Source organism: Paenibacillus sp. GCM10027627 (assembly GCF_042675505.1).
Classification (GTDB): domain Bacteria; phylum Bacillota; class Bacilli; order Paenibacillales; family Paenibacillaceae; genus Pristimantibacillus.
The window spans coordinates 1-25,340 of the sequence record NZ_JBHTHB010000004.1 but is presented as its reverse complement, the minus strand read 5'-3'; the positions used below and the strand labels follow the sequence as shown (position 1 = coordinate 25,340).

Below are 25,340 nucleotides of genomic sequence, written 5' to 3'. Positions count from 1 at the left end.
GTTTAATCCATAGTATCCAGTTTTGTGGAGGCACCCGATCGGGTGCCTTTCATTTAAGCTGAAAGCGAAAGCCGGTCATGACACAGGGTTAGTTGGCGAAAATCTATGAAGTGAGAAAGAACCTTCATTTTCCTATAGGATGTTGGGTTATAATAAAATTAAATTTCAGCCGAACGAGGTGTCTTTTGATGAAACTGTCAGAGGTTTGGACGAAACGTCTTATGCATCATACGCCGAATGTCGTAATTGTGCTCTCGGCCATCTCTATTTCCATAAATATGACCAGATACGTTACTAGTTCGCAGGGCCTTGCCTTTGCTCTCCTCTTTGTAGGTTTCATCTTTTGCTCTATTTTTGTGAAACGACTCTCGCTCAAATATGTGCTGGCTACGGCCGCTTACCTCGCTTTCTTTATTGCGCTGCCGGAACTATCGTTTGATAGACTGGTGAGTGTCATGTATTTATCTATGGTTCTTCTCGCTTTCCTTCTGCCATCACCCATCCCGACTTATTTAGCTGCTGGTTTTTTTCTTTATTTTACTTCCACCTATCTGCCGGAAGTAACGATGGAGATGGTTCGTACGATCATGATTGGCGTCGTTATTAATATGATTCTTTATTCGCTTCTAGCCTTTTATTTCCGTAATTTGAAGGAAGAAAACGCCGTTAATCTACAATTAAACGCAAAGCTTAATCAAGCTTTCGGCAAGCTGGAGCATATCGCTTACTATGATACGCTTACTGCACTGCCGAACCGCGAAATGCTCAAGAAACGAATGGAAGAAGAGCTGTTGAAAGAAACTCCGCTGGCCGTTTTGTTTCTGGATCTCGACCACTTCAAAAACGTGAACGATATGATGGGTCACAACGCGGGAGATCAAATGCTGCAAGATGTCGCAAGTCTATTGAACGGCACTGTTGGACATTCATGCTTCATTTCCCGCTATGCGGGGGATGAATTTGTACTGCTCTTTCACTACCAGCAAAAAGAGGAGGTCGAAGCGCTGGCGAAAGAGCTCCTTTACGCTTTTCAGACTCCTTTTCAAATCTCTGAAAAGCAAATCTATACGACACTCAGCATCGGGATTAGCTTTTATCCTGAAGATACGCGGGATACCGAAAAGCTGATTCAATACGCCGATAAAGCGATGTACAGCGTCAAGCGCGGCGAAAAAAATGGATTTCGTTTCTTCTCCGCCATTAAAAGCGACGATTTGCTGCGCCAAGTGAAGTTAGAAAACGATCTTAGGAGTGCAGTTGGCAATCATCAGGTTGCCATCCACTATCAGCCGTTAGTAGAACTCGGCACAGGAAGGATTCGCGGGCTTGAGGCACTGCTGCGCTGGACGCATCCAGAACTAGGACCGATCGCGCCATCCGTTTTTATCCCGCTGGCTGAGCAGACCGGTGTTATTGTCGAGTTGGGTGAATGGGTGCTATACGAGGCGTGCAAGCAGGTTCGGATTTGGCAGCGCTCCGGCAATCCCGATTTGACATTAGCCGTCAACCTTTCCATTCGCCAGTTCAAATCTCCTCATTTCGTTTCCAACGTATTGCGTATTCTGAAGGAGACAGAGTTTGAGCCCTCATTGCTGGAGATGGAAGTGACGGAGAGTATGATGCAGAACTTGAATGAATCCATCCCCATTTTGAGCGAGCTTAAGAGCCACGGCATAAAAATTTCAATTGATGATTTCGGGACGGGGTACTCTTCCCTCAGCGTCTTGCGGCATCTGCCTGTGGACTTTCTTAAAATCGATCGATCCTTTACGCAGGAATTGACGACCGCTATTCCCACTGCTTCGATCGTTAAGCTCATTATTGATATTGGTCACAGCATGAATTTGCAAGTCATTTGCGAAGGCATTGAAAAATCGCAAGAGCTAAAAATACTCCAGCAATACGGCTGCGAGTTCGGTCAAGGCTTTTACTTTCATAGGCCATCTTCCCCGGAAGAGATTGGGCCATTGCTTGGTCGTAGAACCTCTGCTTAAACGGCTATTAATGATAGAGAAATCTTCTATTAACGTTTACAATATAGAGATAATCTGGAACCAAAAGGAGAGAAATGATGAGCAGCACATTTCAATTTACACCCCTTGCAGAACTAAAAGAAAAGTTTCCCGAGAACTCCTGGTGGGCGCGTTTCTATCAGGATTTTACGGAAGATCATATTGCGGCGTATTATGACGGGGATTTAACGCTGCCTTCTCTCGATCTCGATTGGGAGAAGCCGTTTCCGGAGCAGAAGGAGACGATACTTATTTTCGTAGATGGGGATTTTACGGTGGACAATCTCTATAATGCGGAAACGGATGGCGCTATAGGGCTTATGGTTATGGGGAACTTGACTGCTAAAAATATGGCCGTGGGAGGCCAAGAGGTATACGTAGGGGGCAATTTACTGGTCGAAGAAATTTTGTGCGGCTCCTACAACCACGGAGAAACTATAGTAGTCGGCCATCTACATGCAACCGCGTTAATTACAGATGACGAATATCGGTTCAAGACGGACGGAACTCGATGGGTTGGATGTGAAGTAGACGGCTGGTCGGGGGAAGGGGTTTGTCAGGAGCTTCCTGTAGATATTCGGGAAGTGCTAGTCGACGACGTTTTTCTGGATGTAGAGGAAGACGATGACGATGTCGGTTTTTCTTTCGGCATGCTTGTTTCCGTGCTTAAACAGGGGCGGCCAGCATTAAAAAACTTGAACGAAGCGCTCAAGAGAAAAGAGCCTGTTCAGCTTTATTTTGCCGATGGCACATTAAATGAAAACAATATTATAAAATTGACCCGCTGTGTTTTAATGGCGGAAGAACAGACTAATTTTGATTTTGAGGAAGAAGAAATAGAGGTTTACTTCAGAGTGAATCGGGAGCATATGGATGCGGATGGGGACAAGCTAAACTCTGGCATTTACATGAAAGACGGGGAAAATCACTATTTTATTTATGTTGAGGACGACCATTCCGTTAGTCTGCAAAGAAAAACGGCGGAAGAAGGAGCGGTGTGGGAGGACATAACCGGCGCGCCACAGGAGCAGTTATCGCATTTGACCTATTATTGGACATTGCTGCTGACCTGCGTGAATGTAGCCGAGTTGTATTTGCCGAGTATTGATAGCCGCGACTTGAAGGGAATTTTGCAGCACCCGGTCATTCAGGCATTGGATCCGGCAGGCGAGGAAAATGACGGGTTTTGGGATGGCTCTCACTATTATCGTTTTCGTCAGGCGCATACGAATGAGGATGGAGCCTATCGGGCTGCCCGAATCGAAATTCAGACCCCTGAAGAGGCTTTCTTTTTCTACAGCTTAGAAAATGAACAGTATGTTTCCCGGCATTATCAGCCTCCTGACGAATACGCGCGTAAAAGTATTTCTTATTTAAACTCCAAGCGCTGGGAGGCATCTGAGCGTTATTTCACAAAGTTCAAGCAGTTTATATCCAAGAAATTAGCGCTAGGAGGAGAGTGACGATGAGCGAATTTAGTTCAAGCTATCATTTCAAAACGGATGATCGAGCAAAGGCGGTAGAGTTGATCAAGAACTCAGGAAATAGGGGCTTTGCATTTGAAGAGACGAATGGCTGGGTTTCGTTTTTAATAGAGGGTCCGCTTTTTGATATTCATCCATCGGTCATTCAATCCAATCCCGGATTGATTGTCCACTATATGTACGCTGAGGATCACGGCTGGCAGTTCCGTGTATTCAACAAACAAGAGTTAGCCTTTGAGTATAAATGCGATTGGACCGATGAAATAGTAGAAGAGAAAACCTTATTTGATCTAACTATCATAAAGGAACTCATTGCGAGCCATGGGAATTCAAGCGATGGGATTGAAGAGCTGTTTGATATAAGCAAATATGACTTTGAAGAGCAGCCTGCGGCTTATACTTTGGCAGAAGAACTGGGATTGATCCATTACCAATGGTTATCCGCTGATGATATTGGTAACTTGGCAGATGATAGCTTAATTGTAGAGTAGCGCTTTTCCTAAAGTGCCGAATAGTGAAGATCATAGATTTAAGAAAGAGCTGTTTCCAAAGTCTTGATGACTAGGAGCAGCTTTTTTTATTGAATTAAATAACGAGTTTTATTTTAATTCATGCGGAAAGTTATTGATAAAAATACTGATTTAAAATAAAACATATGTAATATTTAACGAAATCTAATTTAGTCACACAAGTGTTCTATATAACACGTCTGTTTTATATAAAAATTCCCTTTTAAAACTATTTTTGATGTGGTATTATTCATTTCGAAGTTGACATTTTTTTCATCTTAGTCAACTGAAAACAATTCATGGAAAAAGGTGGGGGTTTGGTGAAGAGGTGGATAGTAGTCATTTTGACAATGTTAATGGTATTGGTACTCTCGTTAGGCGGCTCTGTGTTTGCGAATGGTTCGTTTACAGCTAGTACGGTTAACTTAGGAAAGGGAGCAAACGGCAGCTATCAAGTGAAAGTGAGCTGGACGGTACCTACTGTTCCTTCGGGCGTTTCTGTAAGTCACTACAATGTGAAAAGACATGACATGATCTATCCGTGGTTTCAACATGATGTTTGCCAAAATGTGACGTCAACAACCTGTACGGACGCGACTCCTTTCCTAAAGGCTGTCTACGAGTATTACGTAACAGCGGTTTTAACGAATGGAACGCAAATTCATGCGCCGAAATCGAGCATTACCTTAAAAGATTACTTAGGGCCGCCTGCTGTTCCAACGGTAGTTGTTACCCATGTAGGCGGCGGTATGTATAAACAAGGGTTCTCTATCGCCAGCGGCAACAATGCGGATTATTGGTATCTTTATAGCAATGGCGTTTGTATAAACTGTGGCTTACTTCAACACAATTTGCAGGAAAATGGAACAAATCCTCAATCAGCTTACACACAATATGTGTTGCCTTCGGGAACTTACACTTATCAGGTGAAGCTAACCAATATTTATGGAAGTACGTGGTCCGCACCGTATACGGTGGTTGTGCCGTAAGTTCTGATTTAAGTTTGTATTAAAACATAAAAGGCACCCGTTTGGGCGCCTTTTATGTTTTTGCTCTTTTACGACACTACATAAATAAAGATTGGCCAATTGAAATAAACCTTTGAGCGGCTGGCGAACTTTCATCCGTAGAAGGGCAGCGAAGACCTATATGCCGCCAAATGGCTGGTTCTAGCTCGCGAACAACGACCGCGGGCAAGCTGTCCGGCAGAGCAAACTCAGGAATGACGGTAACGCCAAGCCCTTCCTTTACCATATTTAATATGGTAGTAAGTTCTCTAACTTGAAACTGTATGTTAAGAGAGAATCCGGAGCTCTCGAAAATCTCTCGAATGATAAGCTCGCAGCCGCCGGTTGGCATGATGAATGGTGAGTCCGCAAGCATTTCCACAGGAATGGCCTGATAGTTGGAGAAAGGATGATACTTAGACAGGACAGCGACCATCTTGTCTCTAGTAATTGGAATAATCGATTCGTCCCAGTTGAGCTTGGCAATAAAGCCCATATCAATGATTCCATTACGAACCCATTCGCTCACTTCGTAATCTGTACCCTCAAAGAGTACCACTTCTATTTGAGGGTACAATTTTTTGAAGGTGCCGATCATTTTCGGCAGCAAGCGTGCGGTTGTACTTGGGAAACTGCCGACGCGAATCGTGCCGGCTTCCAGTCCTTTTTCGGCGGCTGCCTCTTGTTTGATTATGTATAAATTATTCAAAACTTCTTTGGTAGGCTTAAGAATACGCATGCCAAGATTGGAGAGAATTAACCCTCTTTTTTTGTCGCGAATAATGAGCGGAACTCCGAGTTCCGACTCCAGTCCTGCAATGGCATGGCTGACAGCGGATTGAGTCATATTCAGCATTTCTCCGGCTTTTGTGAAACTTCCAGTCTCAATCACTTTCGAGAAAACGAGAAGCTGTGTAATGGTCATGAGTTTCTCCTCATATTAAATATGAATAGGATGAATTTGATTAATAGTATAACGGCATTTACTCTGTATACAAGAAGCTGACGAGAAATTAGATCGAAGGGAGGCCCAGTATGGGCAGAAGTTTTGTTATTTTGCACGGACTTGGCGGCAGCAGCCCCGAACATTGGCAAGCTTGGCTTCGGAAAGAGCTGGTCAAACAAGGAGAGACCGTTCGATTTCCCGACTTCCCGGACAAGGATCAGCCGGACAAAACGGTCTGGCTCAACCGGTTATCCAACATTTTAGAAGAGATTCCAAGTGAAGAAAAAGTTACTGTTGTGGCTCATAGTTTAGCGTGTATCTTGTGGTTTCATTATGCGGCGTCAGCTCTGAAACGAAAAGTACACAGAGCGATACTCGTAGCTCCACCCTCGCCATTGCTGCAGTATGAGCCGGTTGAGACGTTTTTTCCTATTCCGGAGAACATGGAGGAGGTGGCAAAGGCTGCGGAAAAAACTTTGTTTGTCTTTTCCTCGTCAGATTCTTATTGCTCCATAAGTGATGCTTCAAAGTATATGGATTTAGGGATTCCTTGCGTCATGCTGCCTCAAATGGGACATATTAACGTTGCGTCGGGCTACGGTTCGTGGCCATGGATTGCTGATGTATGCTTAAACAATCAGGTTGCTTTGTGAGCGTAAGAGCAGGCTTGCTGCAAAACCGGAAATGATAGTGAGGGGCTATCCACAAAAGCAGGTTTCTTGCTTAATGAGATCGCTAGGTTGAATAAAGCAGCACATATAAAGGAATGGCGATGTTGAGGGGGCATCCTTGCATCGATATTCCTGTTTTTTTATCGATAATGGTCTTTCTGAGCAGATCGTGGACGGGTAAAAGCTACCCGATCTTAAGGCTTATTGGCATAACTAAATGTGCGAAAGAGGGGGTTTCGAGCGCTCTAGTGGTTTGTGAAACAACTAAATGTGTGATAGAGGGGTTTTCGAGCGCTCTAGTGGTTTGTGAAACAACTAAATGTGCAAAAGAGGGGGCTTCTAGTACTCTAGTGGCTTGTGAAACAACTAAATGTGCGAAAGAGGGGTTTTCGAGCGCTCTAGTGGTTTGTGAAACAACTAAATGTGCGAAAGAGGGGTTTTCGAGCGCTCTAGTGGTTTGTGAAACAACTAAATGTGCGAAAGAGGGATTTTCGAGCGCTCTAGTGGTTTGTGAAACAACTAAATGTGCGAAAGAGGGGTTTTCCAGCACTCTAGTGGTTTGTGAAACCACTAAATGTGCGAAAGAGGGGGGGGCGGGCGCTCTAGTGGTTTGTGAAACAACTAAATGTGCGAAAGAGGGATTTTCGAGCGCTCTAGTGGTTTGTGAAACAACTAAATGTGCAAAAGAGGGGGGTTCGGGCGCTCTAGTGGTTTGTGAAACAACTAAATGTGCGAAAGAGGGGTTTTCGAGCGCTCTAGTGGTTTGTGAAACAACTAAATGTGCGAAGAGGGGGGTTCGGGCGCTCTAGTGGTCACTCAACCGCGGGAACTACTCCGTCATGGTTATGCTTTTTCCCATAGAACAGAAAAGCTGCTTTTCTAAAGGGAAGGCGGATGGACTAGTCCCAAATGTAAAGCCAAAAAGCCTTCAAATCCACTTCTACAGTGGGTTTAAAGGCCTCTTTATTGCTTAAAGTCATATTACAAGAAGAGGGAAATCAAAAATAACTTTTGGGACAGCTCCCTCTCCTCTAAACATGTTTCTGCCTCTCCATTAGTTTCTTAATGAGCTGCGATTTCCCAGATACGCCGGTCTTCTTATAAATCCTCCCGAGATGCTTCTTAATAGCCACATGAGTAACGGATAATTGATCGGCAATTTCTTGAATGGATTCCGTTGAAAGGACCAGTTGAGCGACTTCCCGTTCAGTTGGAGTAAGCTCGTATAAATCTTCGTGAAGATTTGGCGTAACGGTTAAGCCGGCACTTTGAACCCAGCGATCGAAGTAGATACGATGGTTGGGGCCGCGCAAATCCAAAACAAACGTAGGCGAAGGGTTATCCTGACCAAAAGCGTAATGAGTGGCCCCCTCAACGGGAGAAAACCCCATCCTTTTTGTAATTTCTTGATGATAGGCAAGCGGACTGGAAAATAGCAGCACACCTTGATTCAACAAAAGGGATAAGAGGAGACGCATGAGGGCTGCGCGGGCGGAAATACTGTCGTCTTTCCTTAGGTCGACATGATAAATAAATACTCCGGCGGGCTTATCTGGCGGCATACGAAGCTCCGTCAATTGTTCTTCGCCAAGCAGGCTGAAGTAGGGGCTGGAAGCCGGCAGTTGCTGCAAGTAAGGCAGCGACTCTCGATGGATCGGAATGAAGACGGCAAGTCCAATCGTCTCATTGTTGCGATTTTTAATCATTCGAATTGTATCGGGTCCAAACTGAATGAATTTGGAAGGGTCCAGTTGACCGAATGCAATTCGGTCATGCTGTGAAGGAATGCTCATTTGCAAATGCTGCCCGGTCATCGAATTAAAATAGTTGCGTTCATAGCTGGTATCCAGCTTGCTGACATCTTGAATATATTGATTGACTATATGAAGATTTGACTCTTGAACCGTTTCGTATTCATACTCCCCGTCGGGCGCTTCTCCTAAAAAGGTAGAAAGGAGGACGGAGTCTTCGAGCCCGTATTGCAGATTTGCGATGACGTCCGTCATTTCCCCCTCGGAGGAGGGATTCACAATCTGGTGATGATAATAAGCGATACTGCGCTTACGAAGCCGATTGAACCGTTCGGGAGTATGGGTGCGAATTTCTCTTGAGAGAGAGGTCCGCAGCAAGGCGTGAATCCGATAGCCGGTTTTGCTCGAACGGATAAAAGATAATTCGACCAATTTCCGAAAGTCTTTGCTAGAGACGGAGCTGCCGATCATCCATTGCAAAAGCTCTTGGTTAAAGCTGCGAACGAGCGATGCGGCTTCTACGAGATCGCGAAGCGAGTCGTCCGGCACCTCTCTGAGCCACCGATAGGTTAACTCCCGGAACAAACGCTCCGGTTCGTCGTTGGCGGGATTAGCCCCGGCGGCTTGTGGCCCGCCGAAGGTCAAGCCAACGGAAAGAGATAACGTTAACGGATGGCCTAGCGTCAACTCATATAGTCTAAGAAGCGTTGCTTCGTCCTTAATGCCGTATCTTTCCCCGTAAGCTTTGCTTGCGTCCTGGTCGAAGTGGGGAACAGGCAGCGATTTCACTAGGCTGCGCCAGGCCGGGGAGGTTACCCAAGCCCCTTGCAAGGGGCGGCGTCCAGACAAAATAAATTGAATTGAAGGAGTGGTTCTGGCGACAAACTCGTCCCGAAGCCAACTATCAAGAGAATGGAGCTCTTCGTATGTGTCGATGGCAATGACGAAGCGTTGTTTTGCCGCTATGCGGTTTAAACGTTCCAAGCAGTAATCAACAGATTGGATGAGGGGCTCGATATCCGGTACGGGAAGCAAAGAGGAGATCTTTTCACACAGCTTGTGCGGGGTATGGGCAAAATCGCTGCTATCCAGCAATAAAAACGGGACGTCGTTGGCCTCGGCAATTCTGGCATATTCGTCCAGCAAGAAGCTTTTGCCGATTCCCCCTGTTCCATAGAGATTAAGCACTTTTTGCTCGTTGTTTTCTTGGTTGAGAAAGTCGAGGAACAGCGATTTTTCCTGCTGGCGTCCTACGAAAAAGCGGCTCTCCATTCTTTTGATCCAATTGCCTTCGGTCATCCGAGTTTCACCTTTCCTTCGGAGAAATTGTATCCTTTCGGATACTATATGAACTGCGGTCTCATTGTTAAAATTAAGGAATCTATGGATTAGTGTAGCATATCAAATGGGTAGAGGGGAGAAAAATGAACATGAGGAAACCATAGGAATGTTCCAATTGGAATGGCCTTAATCTTTTGGAAAACCTCAACTGTCGGCATGTCCCTATGTTCCCTTTTAACACTTATTATTTAATAGTTAATCTGTTAAAATAATGAAATCTATGAAATGACGAAGAGCAACAATTTTAAAAACGGGAGAGTTCTAATGATGAGTAGAAGGAAATGGAAACTAAATATACGCGGCTTAATAGGGGCTATTCTAACCGTTGCCATCTTATTCGGGATGTTCCCGGCGATGGGTTCTGTATCGGCTGCCGGACTCCAATTTAAACCGTTTATTTCCAACGATGCGGACTTCATCAAGCCTAGTCAGTTTGCCCATGATGCAAACGGTCACATTTTTGTATCTGATATTATTAATCATCAAATATTGAAGTTTGATGCCAGCGGCAGCTTGGTTAAGCAGTGGGGAACGGCAGGCAACGGAGACGGCCAGTTTCAATTTCCCAACGGCATTGCGGTAGACAGCAGCGGCAATGTTTATGTGGCGGATACAGTAAACCATCGTATTCAGAAATTTGATTCGGATGGAGGGTTCCTTTCGAAATGGGGGACCTTGGGCAGCAATGATGGACAATTAAATATGCCTTATGGAATTGCAATAGATTCAAACGACAAAATATATGTAGTCGATCAATCCAACCATCGTATTCAGACATTCAATTCGGACGGCTCCTATGTGGCTCAATGGGGGAGTCTCGGTAGTGGACTTGGCCAATTTCAATATCCTTCAGGGATCGCCATAAGCAGCAACGGTCATCTGTACATAACAGATTATTTCCACCGGGTTCAAAAATTTGATCTGAATGGTACACCTTTAACTCAGTGGGGAAGTCTCGGGAGCGGGGATGGGCAGTTTAACGTTCCGGTAGGCATTGCAGTGGACGGCAATGGCAATGTTTATGTCGCGGATAGGTGGAATCACCGGATTCAGAAGTTTTCATCGGATGGCGTATTTCTTGAAAAATGGGGCAGCCTTGGAGGCGGTTCAGGCCAGCTCAACAGCCCTCATGGAGTCGCGGTAGATAGCAACGGCAACATTTATGTGGCGGACACGCTCAATTTTCGTTATCAAAAATTAAGCTCTAACGGCTCTTATCTTTCGCAGTGGGGCAAAGGAAACGGTCAACTATCTCACCCTAGCGATATTGAAATAGACAGCAATGGCAACCTCTATGTGACGGACACTGGAAATGCCCGGATTCAAAAGTATGATGCAAACGGTACATTCCTTGCTAAGTGGGGAGAGGAAGGGAACACAGCGGGGAAATTTGGATTTGCGCTCGAAATGGCGATAGACAGCCATAATGATATTTACGTTGTAGATTTGTATAACCATAACATTCAAAAATTTGATGCCAACGGAGTATTTATTACGGCTTGGGGAAGCAACGGAACCGGTGACGGCCAGTTTAACGGACCTACCGGTATTGCAATAGATAGCCGTAACAACGTCTATGTGACGGATCAGTATAACAATCGCATCCAAAAATTCGATTCGAATGGCGTGTTTCTTGCAAAATGGGGGAGTGTTGGCAATGGCGAGGGGCAGTTGAACTGGCCTACAGGGATCGCTATTGACAGCAACGACAACCTTTACGTGGCGGAACATATTAATAAACGTATTCAAAAGTTTGATTCGAACGGTACTTTTATCGCGGCATGGGGAAGTCAGGGCAGCGGAAATGGCAAGTTTATGAGCCCGCACGGGGTAGAAGTAGATACCAGCGGCAATGTATATGTTGTGGATGCCCATAATTATCACATCCAAAAATTTGACTCCAATGGGGTTTACTTAGAGCAGTGGGGAAGTCAAGGCAGCGGGGAAGGGCAATTTCATTATCCTCTCGGTGCTGGAATAGACAGCAGGGGCAATGTATATGTAACTGATTTTTCCGCTCATCAAATTCAAGTATTGAACGTTGGACCCGAGCAGACCCCGCCGACTGTGGCAGATGGCGCGCTTCTCGCTTCATCCATTACAAGCAGCGCTTTAAAGCTCAATTGGAACAAAGCGACGGATAACGAAAGTGCTCAAGGCGCGCTCGAATATTTGGTTTATCGCTCTAACTCACCCAACATCGCTACGGTTAGCGAAATGGAATTGAACGGGACGCCGATTGAAATTTATGCGGCAAATATCGGAGAGCTGAATGTGACGGGGCTCGCGGCCCATACGGCTTATTTCTTTAACCTTATCGTGAAGGATGAGGCTGGAAATAAAAGCGCGTATACAATGAAGCAGGTATCGACCTCATCCGTGCCGCTGGTAGAGTCTATTCCGCCCAATCCGGCTAAACCGACAATCGATCTGAACGGCAAACCTATAGATCCGGATCTTCTGGATACAAAGAAGCCGTCCGTTACGCTTGAAGTTGAGCCTAAAAATGGCTCTGCTTATGCTGTTATCCCGGCAAAAGTGCTGGAAGAGCTGCAAAGTGAAAATGCGTCATTTGTAATCGAGCTTGGAACTCCTTTTGGCAGCTATCAGGTGCCTGTTCGTCTCGCATCGCTCATTTCTGGACTCACGGATACGCTTGCCGCTCATCGTCTGAAAACGGATGAAATAAGCTTTAAGATAACGTTGACCGATCAATCGGGCGATTCTGAAATACAAGAAGCTTTGGCTGGCAGCATGCCAAATAGCGAGACGATCGGCTCGATTGTAGACTATAAGGTGGAGATCGTCCATGCCGTTTCGGGTAAGACGATCGCGAAGGCTGATCTTTTCAAAGAAGCGCTCATTAGAACGATAACGCTCCCGGATCAAGCCCATGGTTTGCCGGCTCAATGGGGAGCTTTCCGCTATAACGAAACGACAAAGCAGTTTGAGTTTGTCCCCGCGCAGACGGTGCAAAATGGAAAGAAATGGACGGTCGTGATCCGCTCCGATTCCAATAGCGCGTATGTCGTGGCGCATCATCCTGTAAGCTTTACAGATATGCAGCAGCATTGGAGTCAATCTGCTGTGAAGACACTCGCAGCCAAAGGATTAATGAACGGGAGGGGCGGCAGCCGCTTCAACCCGGAAGGAGAGTTGACCCGCGCCGAAATGTCCGCCCTTCTTGTACGAGCATCCGGACGTACGGCGGAGGCAAAGGGAGAAGGCCACCCTGCTCCTTATAACGATGTATCGGCTGGCGCTTGGTACTACGATGAAGTCGTTAAGGCGAATGAGCTTGGATTGTTAAATCGGTTTGAACAGGGCAGCTTTACGCCTAACCGGGCAGTGACACGCGAGGAGCTTTCCAGCATGCTGGCCTCCTTCATCCAAATCGAAGGATTGACGCTGCCGAAAGCGGGCCAAAGCTTTGACGGGTACAAGGATATTGGGAGCGTAGATCCGGCTCGGCTAGCCGACGTTCGCCTGATGGTGGAGTTAGGCATTATGACGGGTACGGCTAACGCAGCATTTAACCCGAAGGGCCGCATTACTCGTGCGGAAGCCGCTACTGTATTCGTCAGGCTGCTTCAAGCGGCCGAGTGGATAGATTAGATTCGGTCTGCATGGAAAAAGTCCATCCCTTTGGGGATGGGCTTTCGATTTTCAGTGATTCGTTTTTATTTATGAATAGACCATCCTTATGCGAGGACAGAAAGGGGCCAACTATGATTTGGATTCAACCGCCTTATGAGTGGGATAAAGTGTCCATTATTTCTGTAGAAAAACGAGTGGAAAAACAAGCAAGGTATGTTAGACAGAATGGTTCAGAACATTTCGCGATTATTGATTTCATCATTGAACCTTACGAAGGCAGCAGTATTTGTTTTGAAAATGAAGCGCTCATACAAGACGATTTGAAAGGGAACAAAGAGTGGGAGCGACTGTTTCCCATTTTGGTAATAAACATTTATGAAGGTCTGAACATGTTTATAGAAAATCAATACAACGAAAAAAACAGGGCCATTGGAAACTTCAAATTCAAACTCGTAAGCCTTGCAATCCACCCTTTAGACAGCAAATTTATGGACTTCAAAATAGCCACTTATATCGGTCTGAGAGATATTTTTGACCCTATTGAATCAGATAAATATAGAGTAAAAGCATGAGGGGACTGTTCTGTTAGGTGGTTAATCCAATATTGGTTAGCGTTGTATTGGAGAAAAGCATCCATTATGTACTATACTGAAATTAAACTTTTCCATGCAACGACATCATGACCAAAGGAGCGGTGCCCGTGTCTCCAACAGAAAAGCGCGTCCCAAGCCAATTCGTTACGGCTGTGATCGAACAAATCGAGCAAGTCGACTTTCTGCTCATCACCGAGCTGAATTTATGGTTCGTGCTGTCCGGCTATTTGGAGATTATGCGGAACGGTTCAGATATTTTGATCCGAACGGGAGACATTTTTGTACTGAACAAGGGCGATATGGTACGCGTACTTGGCAGTGAAGAAAATGCGACGCTTAAAGTCAAAGTGTTAACGAATGAATATCAAGAGGAGCTCCCGCCATTCAAGCTAAACATCCCGTTATCGGCCGTGTACAAAAATGACGGTTATGAGCTCATTAAACATAGCATGGCATATTTGTATATCGAAATGAATTTCCCGTCCGACGGCTCTGATTATTTAATGGAAGGCTATGCCAAAAGGCTGATCGGATTGTTGTATCGTTATCTCGCGCAAGGGAGCGAAGGGGATCAGCGAGAGGCCGCTTCGGACAAGGTGAAGGAGCTAATCTCGTACATTAATGTCAATTATGCGGAGAAGTTAAGTTTGGATGAGCTGGCGGAGAAGTTTTTCAGCAGCAAATATTATTTGGCGCATTCTTTTAAAAATCAGCTTGGCATTTCGATCGGCAATTACATCAAAGAGGTTCGCCTTTTTCATAGCTTCCGAATGCTGGAAGGCACGAACGAAAAGATCGTTACAATTGCGCACGCCAACGGTTTTCCTAATATGCGGGCTTTTAATGAAGCGTTTAAAGAGAGATACAAGCTTACACCTGCCGAGTTTCGAAAAGAACGGCAGCAAGCGAAGGGGCATCATGCGGACGGAGCCCTGTCGCAAGACGTGCTGGAGCTGCTTTCGCCGTATGTGCCTTTAGGTGATTTTTCCGCCGGTTCGCCGCAGTCCCACGATCGTATTGAGGTGCAGCTCAATATGCAAAAGACGGTTGGGCGGTACTCCAAAGTGAACCATGTGCTGAAGGTGAAGGGCGAGCTGGATAAGGAGCGGCTGCTGGAGGCGCGGCAAAGGCTTGGGGTTAAGCATGTTGCGGTAACGCGCATCTTTAAAAAAGTGAGTACACAGCTTATAGACGGCAAGCCCGTTGGTTCGTTTAGAGAGCTGGATCGACTGTTGCAGCAGATTGTTTCAGCGAACATGCAGCCTTATCTTCAATTTCAAACTATCGATTATGACGATTGGCTGGAGCTTGGGTTTCCAGACAAGAGAGGGTTTCAAACGATTCTGGCTGATTTGATTCTCCATCTACAGCAAAATTATATGACGAGCCATCGCTGGATTTACGAATTTCGCTGCTTCTACGAATACCAGAACAGCGGGGAATTATGTTTGCCGTTAGTAGAGGCCATAGCATTGGTTAAAGGGTACTCAAACGTTGTCATTCATTTTCCAATGCCTCCTGAAGGGGCTGTATCCATCGATGACGATTGCGAGAACGCTGTTTATTGCATCGACGATTGGACGCGCATGCACAAAATTCCGCTGGCCACTGCGCTTGACGCGCTGTTTGACCCCGCGTATATTCGAATCATTGGCGAAAATGCCAATATCGAGTATCAACATCGAATTTTGGACCATATGCGTGGTTATGAGCATGACGATTATTTGCAGGCTTATTCCGATTTAGCGCAAGCGAATGCAAGCGTATGGCAATATATCGGCGCGATTAATCAGAGCGAAAATGCGGGTCAGTATTATTTTCCGCTCACGCTGGATTCGGCCAAGCTGTTTCACTATTTTCCGGATGAGCTGGCAAACAGACTTTCGTTATGTACGCCAGACGGCCGGTATAAGGACAATTGGTACGCGACCGAGTTTGTTGGCAGACTGTTTGAGGAGCTTGTCTTTCGAAGTGAAAGCTGCATTGTGACCAAACGGCAAAATCATTACCGGATATTAGCCGTTTACCCAGAGGATGAGCTGCGTCTCTTATTTCAGTTTAAGCAAGAGCCATCCCAATCAGCCTGGAAAAAAGCAAAAAGCTCGTTTGTTTCGTACAAGCTAGATTTAAAAAACATTGAAGGCTCTTACCGTTTAATCAAGCAACAATTAACGCCGGAGCTGATTGATGGACGAAGAGATATGGCCGAACTTCGAAAATGCAAAAAATTGTCCTTCGAAGATATCGCCTACTGGAATGCGGTCAATCGTCCTTCAAGAAACGTGGAAACGGTGAATATAAAGGGAAGTTACACTCTTGAGTTTGAGGTTCCATCATTCGGAATCATCATGGTCGACTTGGAAAAAACAAATGCCGAAGGCTAAATATTGCGTTTTTGATTATGCAGCATAATCGGATAAACGCAATATTTAGCTTTTTTTATGACAAGATCCAAATAGCAAAAATGTAAGCGCTATATTAAGGTTGAAGCATGGAACCTGAAACAAACTAGAATACTGCAAATGGAGGGTTGCACCGTGTTGAACTACTTTAAACAAAGAAGCGCAAACAAAAAACAATTGGTGCTGAAAGTAAAGGAAGACAAGGCAAAACGCAAGAAGTGGAAAGAAGAAATAGCCGCTCTGCCTGAAGGGGAACGCAAGGCTGCTAATGATCAAGATAAAGCGCTCCGAAAAGAACAAAAGCAGCAATTCAAAATGGAACTGAAAGCGATGAGCCGCAAGGATCGCAGAGCATCCAAAAGAGCAGCAAAGCGCTACAGAAAAATTAAAAACAGGCCAAGACGCTTCACAGGCTGGTCGATTGTTGCCGTTGTTTTCATTTTATTGTTTGCCCAATTTGCCCCAACCGCATCCGACCTTATCGAAGCTTTGTCCGGCAAAAATATTACGGCAGTAACGGATACACCTGAGGCAATCGCAGCGCGGGAGCAGGGTGGGAAAATAGCGGAAGAAATCGCGAATGAAGGCATTGTTCTGCTTAAGAACGACAACGATCATTTGCCTTTGCAGGATAAGAAGGTCAATGTGTTCGGCGTAGCCTCGCTTGCTTTGCGTTATGGCGGCGGCGGTTCGGGCGCAGGCGACACTTCCCGCGCGGTCAATCTATTTGATGGACTAAAAAATGCGGGCATTGCTTACAACCCTGAACTTTATGATTTTTACCAGCAAGTCGGCAAAGAGGCCGGAGTAAAAACCGGAGGAAATACCGGAATCATTCAGGTTGTCAAAGGAATGCTGGCGGGTACTTCGAGCGATGAACCGGCCATCGATTATTTAACGGATGAGGCGATAGCGCAAGCAAAAGCCTATTCGGAAAATGCGGTTATTGTCATTGCCAGCGAAAGTGTAGAAGCGAGCGACGCCACTGCCAAGCAGTTGGAGTTGACTGCAAACAAACGCGCTTTAATTGAAAAGGTGGCAAAAAGCTTTGAGCATGTGACGATTGTTGTCAACGCGGGCAATGCGCTTGAGCTTGGTTTCGTCGAAGAATATGAGTCCATTCAATCCGTGCTTTGGATTGGAACGCCGGGTCCTTTTGGCGCCAACGCATTAGGAAATATTATGGCGGGCAACATTAATCCGTCGGGCCGCATCACAGATACGTATGTGTATGACAATTCTTCGGCTCCGGCCAGCGAAAACTTTGGAGACTACGGCTACAACAATTTGAAATATTCGTTCCTTAATTATCAAGAGGGCATTTATGTCGGCTACCGCTTCTATGAAACTTATTTTGCCGGAGACGAGGCAGGTTATAAGAAAACGGTTCTGTATCCTTACGGACACGGGCTAAGCTATACCGATTTCGAGTGGAATGTGCTGGAGCAAAAGCTGTCCAAGGACAAAATCGAGCTGCAAGTTGAAGTGAAAAACGTCGGCGATACAGCGGGCAAAGATGTTGTTCAAGTATACTACTCGGCTCCTTACATTCCGGGCGGTATTGAAAAATCGGCTATCGAAATGGCCACTTTTGCTAAGACGTCTCTTCTTGAGCCAGGCAAATCCGAAGTGCTCACGCTTTCGTTTGATACGGAAGAAATGGCTTCCTACGATATGAAGACGGAAGAAGCGTATGTGCTTGACCCAGGCACGTACACGATCAAAGTGGCGCGCAACGTCCATGACATTGTCGCTAGCTACGATCTTGAGTTGGCAGACAAAATTGTATTCGAAAAAGACAAGGATACCGGTACGCCATACGAAAATCGCTTCGAAAATGCACACGGCGACTTGACGTATTTGTCGCGCAGCGATTGGGAAGGCACTTATCCTTCCGATGAGGGCATCAGCCATGAGGCGCCGCAATTTATACTGGATGAATTTTCGAAAAAGCTTGAGGATTCGAAGCTTGAAATGCCGACATTTGGTGCAGATAACGGCATTAAGCTGGAAGACTTGAAAGGACTCGCCGCTGACGATCCGAAGTGGGATGCCTTTATGGACCAGTTCACATTAGACGAATTGTTTAAATATGTGGCAAACGGCGCTTATCATACGATAGGAATCGAACGTCTCGGCGTTCCACAAACGCTGCTGATGGACGGCCCTGCCGGGTTCAGCTACTTCTTTAAACCAGTTACAGCGGCATCGTACCCGTCGGAGATCGTTATTGCCTCCACATGGAATAAGGATCTCGCATACCGAATGGGAGAAGCGGTCGGCAAAGAGGCGCGCGCTTACGGCATCCAAGGCTGGTATGCTCCTGGCATGAACATTCACCGTACGGCGCAAGGCGGCCGCAACTTTGAATACTTCTCCGAAGATCCAGTTCTGTCCGGCAAAATAGCGGCAGCGATGATCAACGGAGCGGAAGATCAAGGCATTATTGCTTTTATGAAACATTTTGCGCTCAACGATCAGGAAACGAATGCACGCTCCGGCAACCTGATTTGGGCGAACGAGCAGGCGATTCGCGAAATTTATTTGAAGCCTTTTGAAATTACAGTGAAAGAAAGCAGTCCGCTAGGCGCCATGTCCAGCTTCTCCATTATCGGCGGGAAATGGGCGGGAGCGAACTCCGTATTGCTGAACGATGTGCTGCGCGAGGAATGGGGCTTTGACGGATTTGTTTCCAGCGATGCAGTATTTGGCTTTATGAAAGCGCCGGATGCGGTTGTTGCAGGCAACGACTTGATGCTCGACATTATGTCGTCGTCTACAAATGAGAAGCGGCTAGAAAAAGCGTACAAGAAGGATCCTTCGGGCATTGCGAATGGAGCTCGCACAAGCGTCCAGCATGTTTTGTATACGATTTTGCAAACGTACCTTTTTGAAAAATAAGCATGTCACTTCGGTGAACGGAGTACGCTCGATGCGGGGTGAACAGATTGAAGCATAAAGAGTTAATTAAAGGGATGACACTGGAAGAAAAAACGGGTTTGATGTCCGGGGCGAATTTCTGGAATACAAAAGCGATTGAGCGCTTAGGCATTCCAGGCATTATGCTCACGGACGGCCCGCATGGCCTCAGGAAGCAAGGCGGCAAGGCCGACCATTTGGGCTTGAACAAAAGTTTGCCCGCCACTTGCTTCCCGACGGCGGCCACTCTCGCCAATAGCTGGGATAGAGAGCTGATCCGTGAAGTCGGCCAAACGATTGGCAAAGAAGCGGCCAGCGAGAAGGTAAGCGTCCTGCTGGGTCCCGGCCTCAACATTAAGCGCAATCCGCTATGCGGCCGCAACTTTGAATACTTTTCCGAGGACCCTTATTTGACGGGCGAGCTTGCAGGCGTGATGGTGGAGGGCATACAGTCGAATGGCATTTCGGCTTGCCCTAAACATTTTGCGGTCAACAGCCAAGAGCATATGCGTATGACGATTGATGAGGTAGTTGATGAGCGCTCGCTCAGGGAGCTGTATTTGGAAGGCTTTAGACGCGTCGTGGAGAAGGGCCGTCCGAAAACGATTATGACCTCCTACAACCGGGTAAACGGTACATTCGCCAATGAACACAACTATTTGCTGAAAGATATATTGAAGGGCGAATGGGGCTTTGACGGCGTAGTCGTCACTGACTGGGGCGGCAATAATGACCGTGTCGACGGACTTAAAGCGGGCAATCAGCTGGAGATGCCGTCGACGAACGGAATTACGGATCGGGAAATTGTGCAGGCGGTTCGCAACAAGGAATTGGCGGAGGATGTGTTGGATGAAGCCGTCGACGAGCTGCTTCAGTTAGTGTTTGAAACGCGGCTGGATCAAAAGGCGGCGCCAACTATCAATGTGGTTGAGCATCATGCGAAAGCAATTGAAGCGGCTAAACGTTCCATTGTGCTTTTGAAAAATGATGAAGCTATATTGCCACTGTCTCGGGATAAAAAGATTGCGGTTATCGGCGATTTTGCTCAAACTCCTCGTTATCAAGGGGCAGGGAGCTCGCTAATCAACCCGTCGAAGCTGTCTAATCATTTGGATGTGCTGGGCGGGGCAGGGCTGCCAATTGTCGGCTACGCACAAGGGTTCAAACGAATGGGCGGCAAGGATAACGGTTTGGTCACGGAAGCGGTCAGACTGGCGGAGCAAGCGGATACCGTTCTCTTGTTTTTAGGACTGGATGAAGGAAGCGAAGCGGAAGGCGTAGATCGCGCTGACCTTAGCTTGCGGGAAAACCAGCTTGTGCTGCTGCAAGCTTTGACGAAGGTCCATTCCAATATCGTTGTTATACTGGCTGGCGGCGGCGCCATTGAAATGCCGTTTATCCACGATGTAAAAGCCGTCATTCATACCTATCTTTCTGGGCAAGGAAGCGCTGAAGCGTTGGCGGCTATTTTGAAAGGGGAATACAATCCAAGCGGCAAGCTTAGCGAAACGTTCCCCCTCGCTTACGGCGATGTATCATCGGCTCCGTATTATCCGGGCAAAGAGGCGACTGCGGAGCATAGAGAAGGCATTTTTATCGGGTACCGTTACTTTGATACCGTGGAGAAGCCTGTGCTGTTCCCGTTCGGATACGGGTTGTCGTATACTACGTTTGGTTACAGCGATTTGGCCGTGGAGCAAAACGAGATTTCTTTTACCGTGACGAATACAGGTTCGGTTGCAGGGGAAGAAGTGGCACAGCTGTATATTCAGAAAATCGACTCCGCCATTTTTAGAGCGAAACGAGAGCTAAAAGGGTTCGAGAAGGTATTTCTGGAGCCGGGCGAAAGCAAACGGATCGTTATCGAATTGGAAAACCGCGATTTCGCGTATTATAATCCAACAGTTCGCGATTGGACCGTGGAGCCAGGCGCTTATGATATCCAAATCGGCAGCTCAATTCAGTCCATTCATTTGAGTGAAAGGGTTGTCATGGAGGGAGATTCCGTCCTGTGCGGACATGCAAAAGGGCGGTTCCCGCATTATGACAGCGGGCGTGTTCACGAGGTGACGACGGAGGAATATCATCAGCTTTTGGGCTATGTGCCGCCATCGCCTTATTGGGACCCTAAGCGGGATTTGGGGCTTAACGACACGATCAATCAAGCCAAAAATAAAAATATAATTGGTAAAACGCTTTATGGCGCGGTTATGTTTTTTAACAAGCTATTTAACGCAATGGATAAACCGCTGCTCGCGAATAACGTTTATTTTGTGCTCAATATGCCGTTTCGCCAAATTGACCGGTTTACAGGCGGGAAAATTAGCCAGAAACAAATTTTGAAGCTTTTGAAATGGATAAATAAGTAAGAGTGGAAAGTAAGATAGAAGTGCCCTTGCTGCGCGCGTGCGTTTGCAGGGGCGCTTTTTTTTGTAAGTAAAGTTATTGCTATAGATAACTATAATTATTGCAACAAACTTTCCCATTCGAATCACATTTTTTTTGTATTTTCCTAGAGTTTATCTAGTTTCAAACCCAATAGTACTATATTTCCATAGGATAATTAATATGTTAAAGTATAGTTATAAATTAACAATTAGTAGTTACATAACAAGGTAAACATTTTATTTGATTATATAGGAAGGGAAGTCGGGGGATGGGCGATTTAGTAGCGCAAGCGAATAGCCAAGCTGGGCAAATTCGTGCGAGCAAAGCTTCGCTTCAACAAGCGGAACGGGACGTGGATACGTATTTGCAGAAGCTAAAGACGGGATGGAAGGCTCCCGAGATGCAGTATATTGAACAGGCTGTGGCCCAAGTAAAAAAGAAAATTGCACAAGCATCGTTGTCGCTGGACCATGCAGACAGCACTTTGGTGCGTGTGGCAAATCAGATCGAGGACGAGGAGCGCCGTCAGGCAGAGCTTGCAGCTCAAGCACTTGCTGAACGTCAGAAACAAGCAACGAGGAATAGGTAGGTGAAACCAAAGTGAAAAAATTTGAACTCGATTTCGAAATTCTCAAGCAGACGCAGCCCACGATTAAAAGAAGAATCGATGCAGTTAACAGTGTTGAAAATCAGTATAATTCGCTGCGAAGAAATATAGATTTGAAGATACAAAACCGTTGCAATGTCGACGAGCAGCTTCGGACAGCGGGCAATCATTTGGTAGATGCGATGTCCCAATTGCATCTTCTTGATCGGTTCGTTATTAATAGTATAGGCGAATACGAGAGTTTGGAAAATGAGCTTAAAGGAAAGGCGATTAAGCTGGTAACGGGTTCTAATCCGGTAACTAAAGAAGAAGTCGGGAAGGTGGCAAGGTCGGCTCTCATCGCAGTAAGCGGTGTGCTGGCCGATCCTCACGATTGGCTTCTAAGGAAAGGTTTACAGTTTTTTCTGGAAGCAAGGGACGGGAAGACCTATATTAAGATTAAAAAATGGACTTGGGATCCGCGTACCTTTTTTCTCAGACAGATGGATCCAGGGGAATGGGAGAATGTGCGGAAGCGCCTATTTGAGGGCTTGCTTCCAAGAAGGCATACCTTCCGTAAACATGATATTGAAGCCTTAATGAAGGATGGAATCGCGCTTTACAATAATGAAACTAAAGGGAAGATAACTTTTAATATAAATAAATTTTCAAGCGATGTTTTTCCAGAATTGAGAGAAGCTCTAGATGATTATCTCGGTAAAGGGATAGTGCAACGAGCCAGCACAGCATTTGCTGGAGCCATTAATCCGCTGAAGGATCTGGATCCTAGAGGATGGTTTGGAAAGGGAGTTACGAATTGGGATCGGATTGCAAAGGTTCCGGGTATTGTTGGGTTATACTTTGACGTTAGCGGTAATTTTGACACGATCCGAAACGAGAATGGAAATGTTGATTTTGCAGGAGCTAGTTCTGAACAGAAAAAGAAGTTTATTGTAGATACGTCCGTCGATGTAATGGCGGGCTCAGCGGCAATGGCCGCCGGAATGGCGATAGGATCATTATTTATGCCGCCACTAGGTACTGTAGCTGGTGCGGTTATAGGGGGCGGCATTCATCTCTTAGCTAACTTGAAGATTTTAGGGGAGGAACCAAAGAAAAGTGTGGTGGATGTGACAAAAGATATGGCCAATAACATAGCAGACGGCTTAGTGGACGGCTTTCGTAAGCTCGATAAAATTATTTGGTAGGAGAGATGAATCTGAACACCTTCACGAAGGATCAAATACATAGAATCTATGATGTTGGCAGGCATCGGCTTAGTCCAGAAGGGTTAAGTGCTTTTTTGCTCATAACATTTTTATATTGCGGATTCATGAACCTTATTCCTTTTTTTGCAGATCGTTCACATGAAACACAGACTCCATGGATTACGGTTATTGTAACATTCTTCTTAGGTTTATGGGTCATACATGGTATTTTTATGCTTTTTTTTCTGTCTGAAAAGCTAGCGTTTCGATATCAGCGCTTACATGTAACTGTTGTTAATATTGTTCTTGTTAAAATGACTATCGATCCGTATCTATTTTATCTAATGGATGTAAAAGAAGAAAGAGACAGCATTAAACTGATGCTGTATGGTCTCGTATTGCTGATGCTGGGCGTAGTTTATTTACTGTGGTCTGTACAAAGGGCAAAGATAAATATTATCAAAGGAGAGACCAGAAAAGAGGGAAGAGGAATTTATTATCAGGGGCACTGCAAACTGTGGGCTGCCTCAGCGATTCTGTTTTCTGTGTTGCTTATTATTGTAGTCATGGTCTTGGCGTTAACGGGAAAAGGGAATTTCTTGCTTCTTCTAGGCATTGTGCCCATACAGCTAGTCCTTAGTTTCGCCTATCCGGAGTTTTATTTTCTGGCCTACTATAAGTTTGTAAACCCAGTCTTCATCTATGAGCGGCCACCACAAAGAAACAAGAAAGGATAGCCTGACCAAATGAGAATTAAAAGACAACCTATAGCATTTATGAATATATTGAGCCTTGAAGTGCAGTGCCTTACTACGGAGTGGCCTCTGTACGCACGCGAGCTTCGCAATAGTGTCCTTAAAAATAACCTCTATCCTACAGGACCCTTTATGTTTCAAGCGAGTATTGACGGGGAGACGTCCATATACACCTTCCATGTGCCGATTAATGAGGAGGTGGATGTCGAAGGGCTCAATGGCTTCAGCTTCCATCCGAATTTAGTATACGAGGACGGATTGCTATTTCGGCATAGTGACAGCGAGGAGAGTTTGGAGGAATCATACGAGCTGCTTCGAATGGCAGCCACTGAAAACGGAGTGATCCTTGAAGAGCCATTCTTTAACATTCATATCCCAGCTTATGGTGAACCGGTAATTGACATCTACGCCCCGATTCGCAAGGAGGAGAGCGGTCTTGATTATTAACCCGCATGATGACCTTCAGGCTTCTAACGTAATCTCGCGGGAATATAGCTTCCACTATGAAGAGTTGCAGTTGCATCTCACGCAGTTTCTGGAAGAAGTCAATAAGATGAGAGTTTCAGTGAAGGGGCCTTTTTTCTACAGTTTAAATAATGTTCCGTTGGATGAGGTTGTAAAAGTGGAGTTCTTCATTTCAATCGAAGAGGATCTACCTAAAGAAACTGAGGGGTTTAAGTTTCGGAGTTATTTCGGAATAGAGTCGATGATATCGCTTTGTCTTTACTCAAACTTCGAAATGAATACCGAAGAAGCGTATGCCAGGCTGCTCTACCACATACGAGCTAATGGCATGGAACAAACGACTCCTATCTTTCATGTTATGTCGGGGGATCATGAGTTTCCTTATACGTATATTAAGATTGGAGTCGTACAAAAAAGCAACGAAGAGATGTGGAGTTAGCACGATCTCTAGAATGCTGTAAGGAAGCTGTCAAGTATAAGGAGTTGCTTAATAGAAGCAGCCAAATCAATAGCAAAAAGCCGGAAGGGACGGGAACTGACCCCCGTTAATGAGACAGGGATCAAAACACCTAATTCTATTCTAGATAGCCAGTTGCCGATATTCAATCAGCGACTGGTTATTTAGTTTCGCTTGAATACGAATTGAGTTATAGTAAAGAATGTACGCTTGAATCGTTTGTACAACGATTGCCGTCGTTGTGCAAGT

18 protein-coding genes are annotated in these 25,340 nt (G+C 45.7%); 15 read left to right on the top strand and 3 right to left on the bottom strand.

What is annotated here, in order from left to right; genetic code table 11:
- The first annotated feature begins 188 nt into the window (after positions 1 to 188).
- The 4 genes from ACFQZE_RS14810 (at position 189) to ACFQZE_RS14795 (ending at position 4,994) form a co-directional block, all read left to right on the top strand.
- On the top strand, positions 189 to 1,994 hold the full coding sequence (locus tag ACFQZE_RS14810; RefSeq protein WP_379358287.1) for a putative bifunctional diguanylate cyclase/phosphodiesterase: 1,806 nt from the start codon (positions 189 to 191) through the stop codon (positions 1,992 to 1,994).
- Positions 1,995 to 2,068: 74 nt separating this feature from the next.
- Entirely contained in the window at positions 2,069 to 3,475 is a 1,407-nt protein-coding gene (locus ACFQZE_RS14805) for a hypothetical protein (RefSeq protein ID WP_379358285.1), read from the top strand.
- A gap of 2 nt (positions 3,476 to 3,477) precedes the next feature.
- Positions 3,478 to 3,987 (top strand): hypothetical protein, encoded by a 510-nt coding sequence (locus tag ACFQZE_RS14800; protein ID WP_379358283.1) that lies wholly within the window; start codon positions 3,478 to 3,480, stop codon positions 3,985 to 3,987.
- Positions 3,988 to 4,349: 362 nt separating this feature from the next.
- A complete protein-coding gene (locus ACFQZE_RS14795; RefSeq protein ID WP_379358281.1) occupies positions 4,350 to 4,994 on the top strand; it encodes a hypothetical protein in 645 nt (214 codons plus the stop codon).
- Between the two features lie 76 nt (positions 4,995 to 5,070).
- Here ACFQZE_RS14795 and ACFQZE_RS14790 read toward each other — a convergent pair whose 3' ends face one another.
- Positions 5,071 to 5,937 (bottom strand): LysR family transcriptional regulator, encoded by an 867-nt coding sequence (locus ACFQZE_RS14790; RefSeq protein WP_379358279.1) that lies wholly within the window; start codon positions 5,935 to 5,937, stop codon positions 5,071 to 5,073.
- A gap of 110 nt (positions 5,938 to 6,047) precedes the next feature.
- Between ACFQZE_RS14790 and ACFQZE_RS14785 the strand changes: the two genes are divergently transcribed.
- On the top strand, positions 6,048 to 6,611 hold the full coding sequence (locus tag ACFQZE_RS14785) for an RBBP9/YdeN family alpha/beta hydrolase (protein ID WP_379358277.1): 564 nt from the start codon (positions 6,048 to 6,050) through the stop codon (positions 6,609 to 6,611).
- 1,049 nt (positions 6,612 to 7,660) lie between these two features.
- Here the strand turns inward: ACFQZE_RS14785 and ACFQZE_RS14780 are convergent.
- Positions 7,661 to 9,679, bottom strand: a complete 2,019-nt coding sequence (locus tag ACFQZE_RS14780; protein WP_379358275.1) for a LuxR C-terminal-related transcriptional regulator — start codon at positions 9,677 to 9,679, stop codon at positions 7,661 to 7,663.
- 306 nt (positions 9,680 to 9,985) lie between these two features.
- Here ACFQZE_RS14780 and ACFQZE_RS14775 point away from each other — a divergent pair, with 306 nt between their 5' ends.
- The 10 genes from ACFQZE_RS14775 to ACFQZE_RS14730 all read left to right on the top strand — a co-directional run bounded on the left by ACFQZE_RS14775 (position 9,986) and on the right by ACFQZE_RS14730 (position 25,073).
- Positions 9,986 to 13,336 (top strand): 6-bladed beta-propeller, encoded by a 3,351-nt coding sequence (locus ACFQZE_RS14775; RefSeq protein ID WP_379358273.1) that lies wholly within the window; start codon positions 9,986 to 9,988, stop codon positions 13,334 to 13,336.
- A 113-nt stretch (positions 13,337 to 13,449) separates the two neighbouring features.
- On the top strand, positions 13,450 to 13,890 hold the full coding sequence (locus ACFQZE_RS14770; protein ID WP_379358271.1) for a hypothetical protein: 441 nt from the start codon (positions 13,450 to 13,452) through the stop codon (positions 13,888 to 13,890).
- 128 nt (positions 13,891 to 14,018) lie between these two features.
- Positions 14,019 to 16,295, top strand: a complete 2,277-nt coding sequence (locus ACFQZE_RS14765) for a helix-turn-helix transcriptional regulator (protein ID WP_379358269.1) — start codon at positions 14,019 to 14,021, stop codon at positions 16,293 to 16,295.
- Between the two features lie 153 nt (positions 16,296 to 16,448).
- The gene (locus tag ACFQZE_RS14760) at positions 16,449 to 19,214 is read left to right on the top strand and encodes a beta-glucosidase (protein ID WP_379358267.1); all 2,766 of its coding nucleotides are present in this window, start codon (positions 16,449 to 16,451) and stop codon (positions 19,212 to 19,214) included.
- Between the two features lie 74 nt (positions 19,215 to 19,288).
- A complete protein-coding gene (locus ACFQZE_RS14755) occupies positions 19,289 to 21,601 on the top strand; it encodes a glycoside hydrolase family 3 C-terminal domain-containing protein (protein WP_379359257.1) in 2,313 nt (770 codons plus the stop codon).
- 287 nt (positions 21,602 to 21,888) lie between these two features.
- Positions 21,889 to 22,209, top strand: coding sequence for a hypothetical protein (locus ACFQZE_RS14750; protein WP_379358265.1), 321 nt, complete (start codon positions 21,889 to 21,891; stop codon positions 22,207 to 22,209).
- Positions 22,210 to 22,220: 11 nt separating this feature from the next.
- Entirely contained in the window at positions 22,221 to 23,414 is a 1,194-nt protein-coding gene (locus ACFQZE_RS14745; protein WP_379358263.1) for a hypothetical protein, read from the top strand.
- A gap of 5 nt (positions 23,415 to 23,419) precedes the next feature.
- Complete coding sequence (locus ACFQZE_RS14740; protein WP_379358261.1) at positions 23,420 to 24,151, top strand: hypothetical protein; 732 nt, start codon at positions 23,420 to 23,422, stop codon at positions 24,149 to 24,151.
- A 150-nt stretch (positions 24,152 to 24,301) separates the two neighbouring features.
- Positions 24,302 to 24,616 (top strand): hypothetical protein, encoded by a 315-nt coding sequence (locus ACFQZE_RS14735; RefSeq protein WP_379358259.1) that lies wholly within the window; start codon positions 24,302 to 24,304, stop codon positions 24,614 to 24,616.
- Entirely contained in the window at positions 24,606 to 25,073 is a 468-nt protein-coding gene (locus ACFQZE_RS14730) for a DUF5085 family protein (RefSeq protein WP_379358257.1), read from the top strand. The genes ACFQZE_RS14735 and ACFQZE_RS14730 overlap by 11 nt, the downstream gene beginning before the upstream one ends.
- A 141-nt stretch (positions 25,074 to 25,214) precedes the next feature.
- Here ACFQZE_RS14730 and ACFQZE_RS14725 read toward each other — a convergent pair.
- A partial coding sequence (locus tag ACFQZE_RS14725; RefSeq protein WP_379359255.1) for an IS3 family transposase occupies positions 25,215 to 25,340 on the bottom strand: 126 nt, incomplete at its 5' end.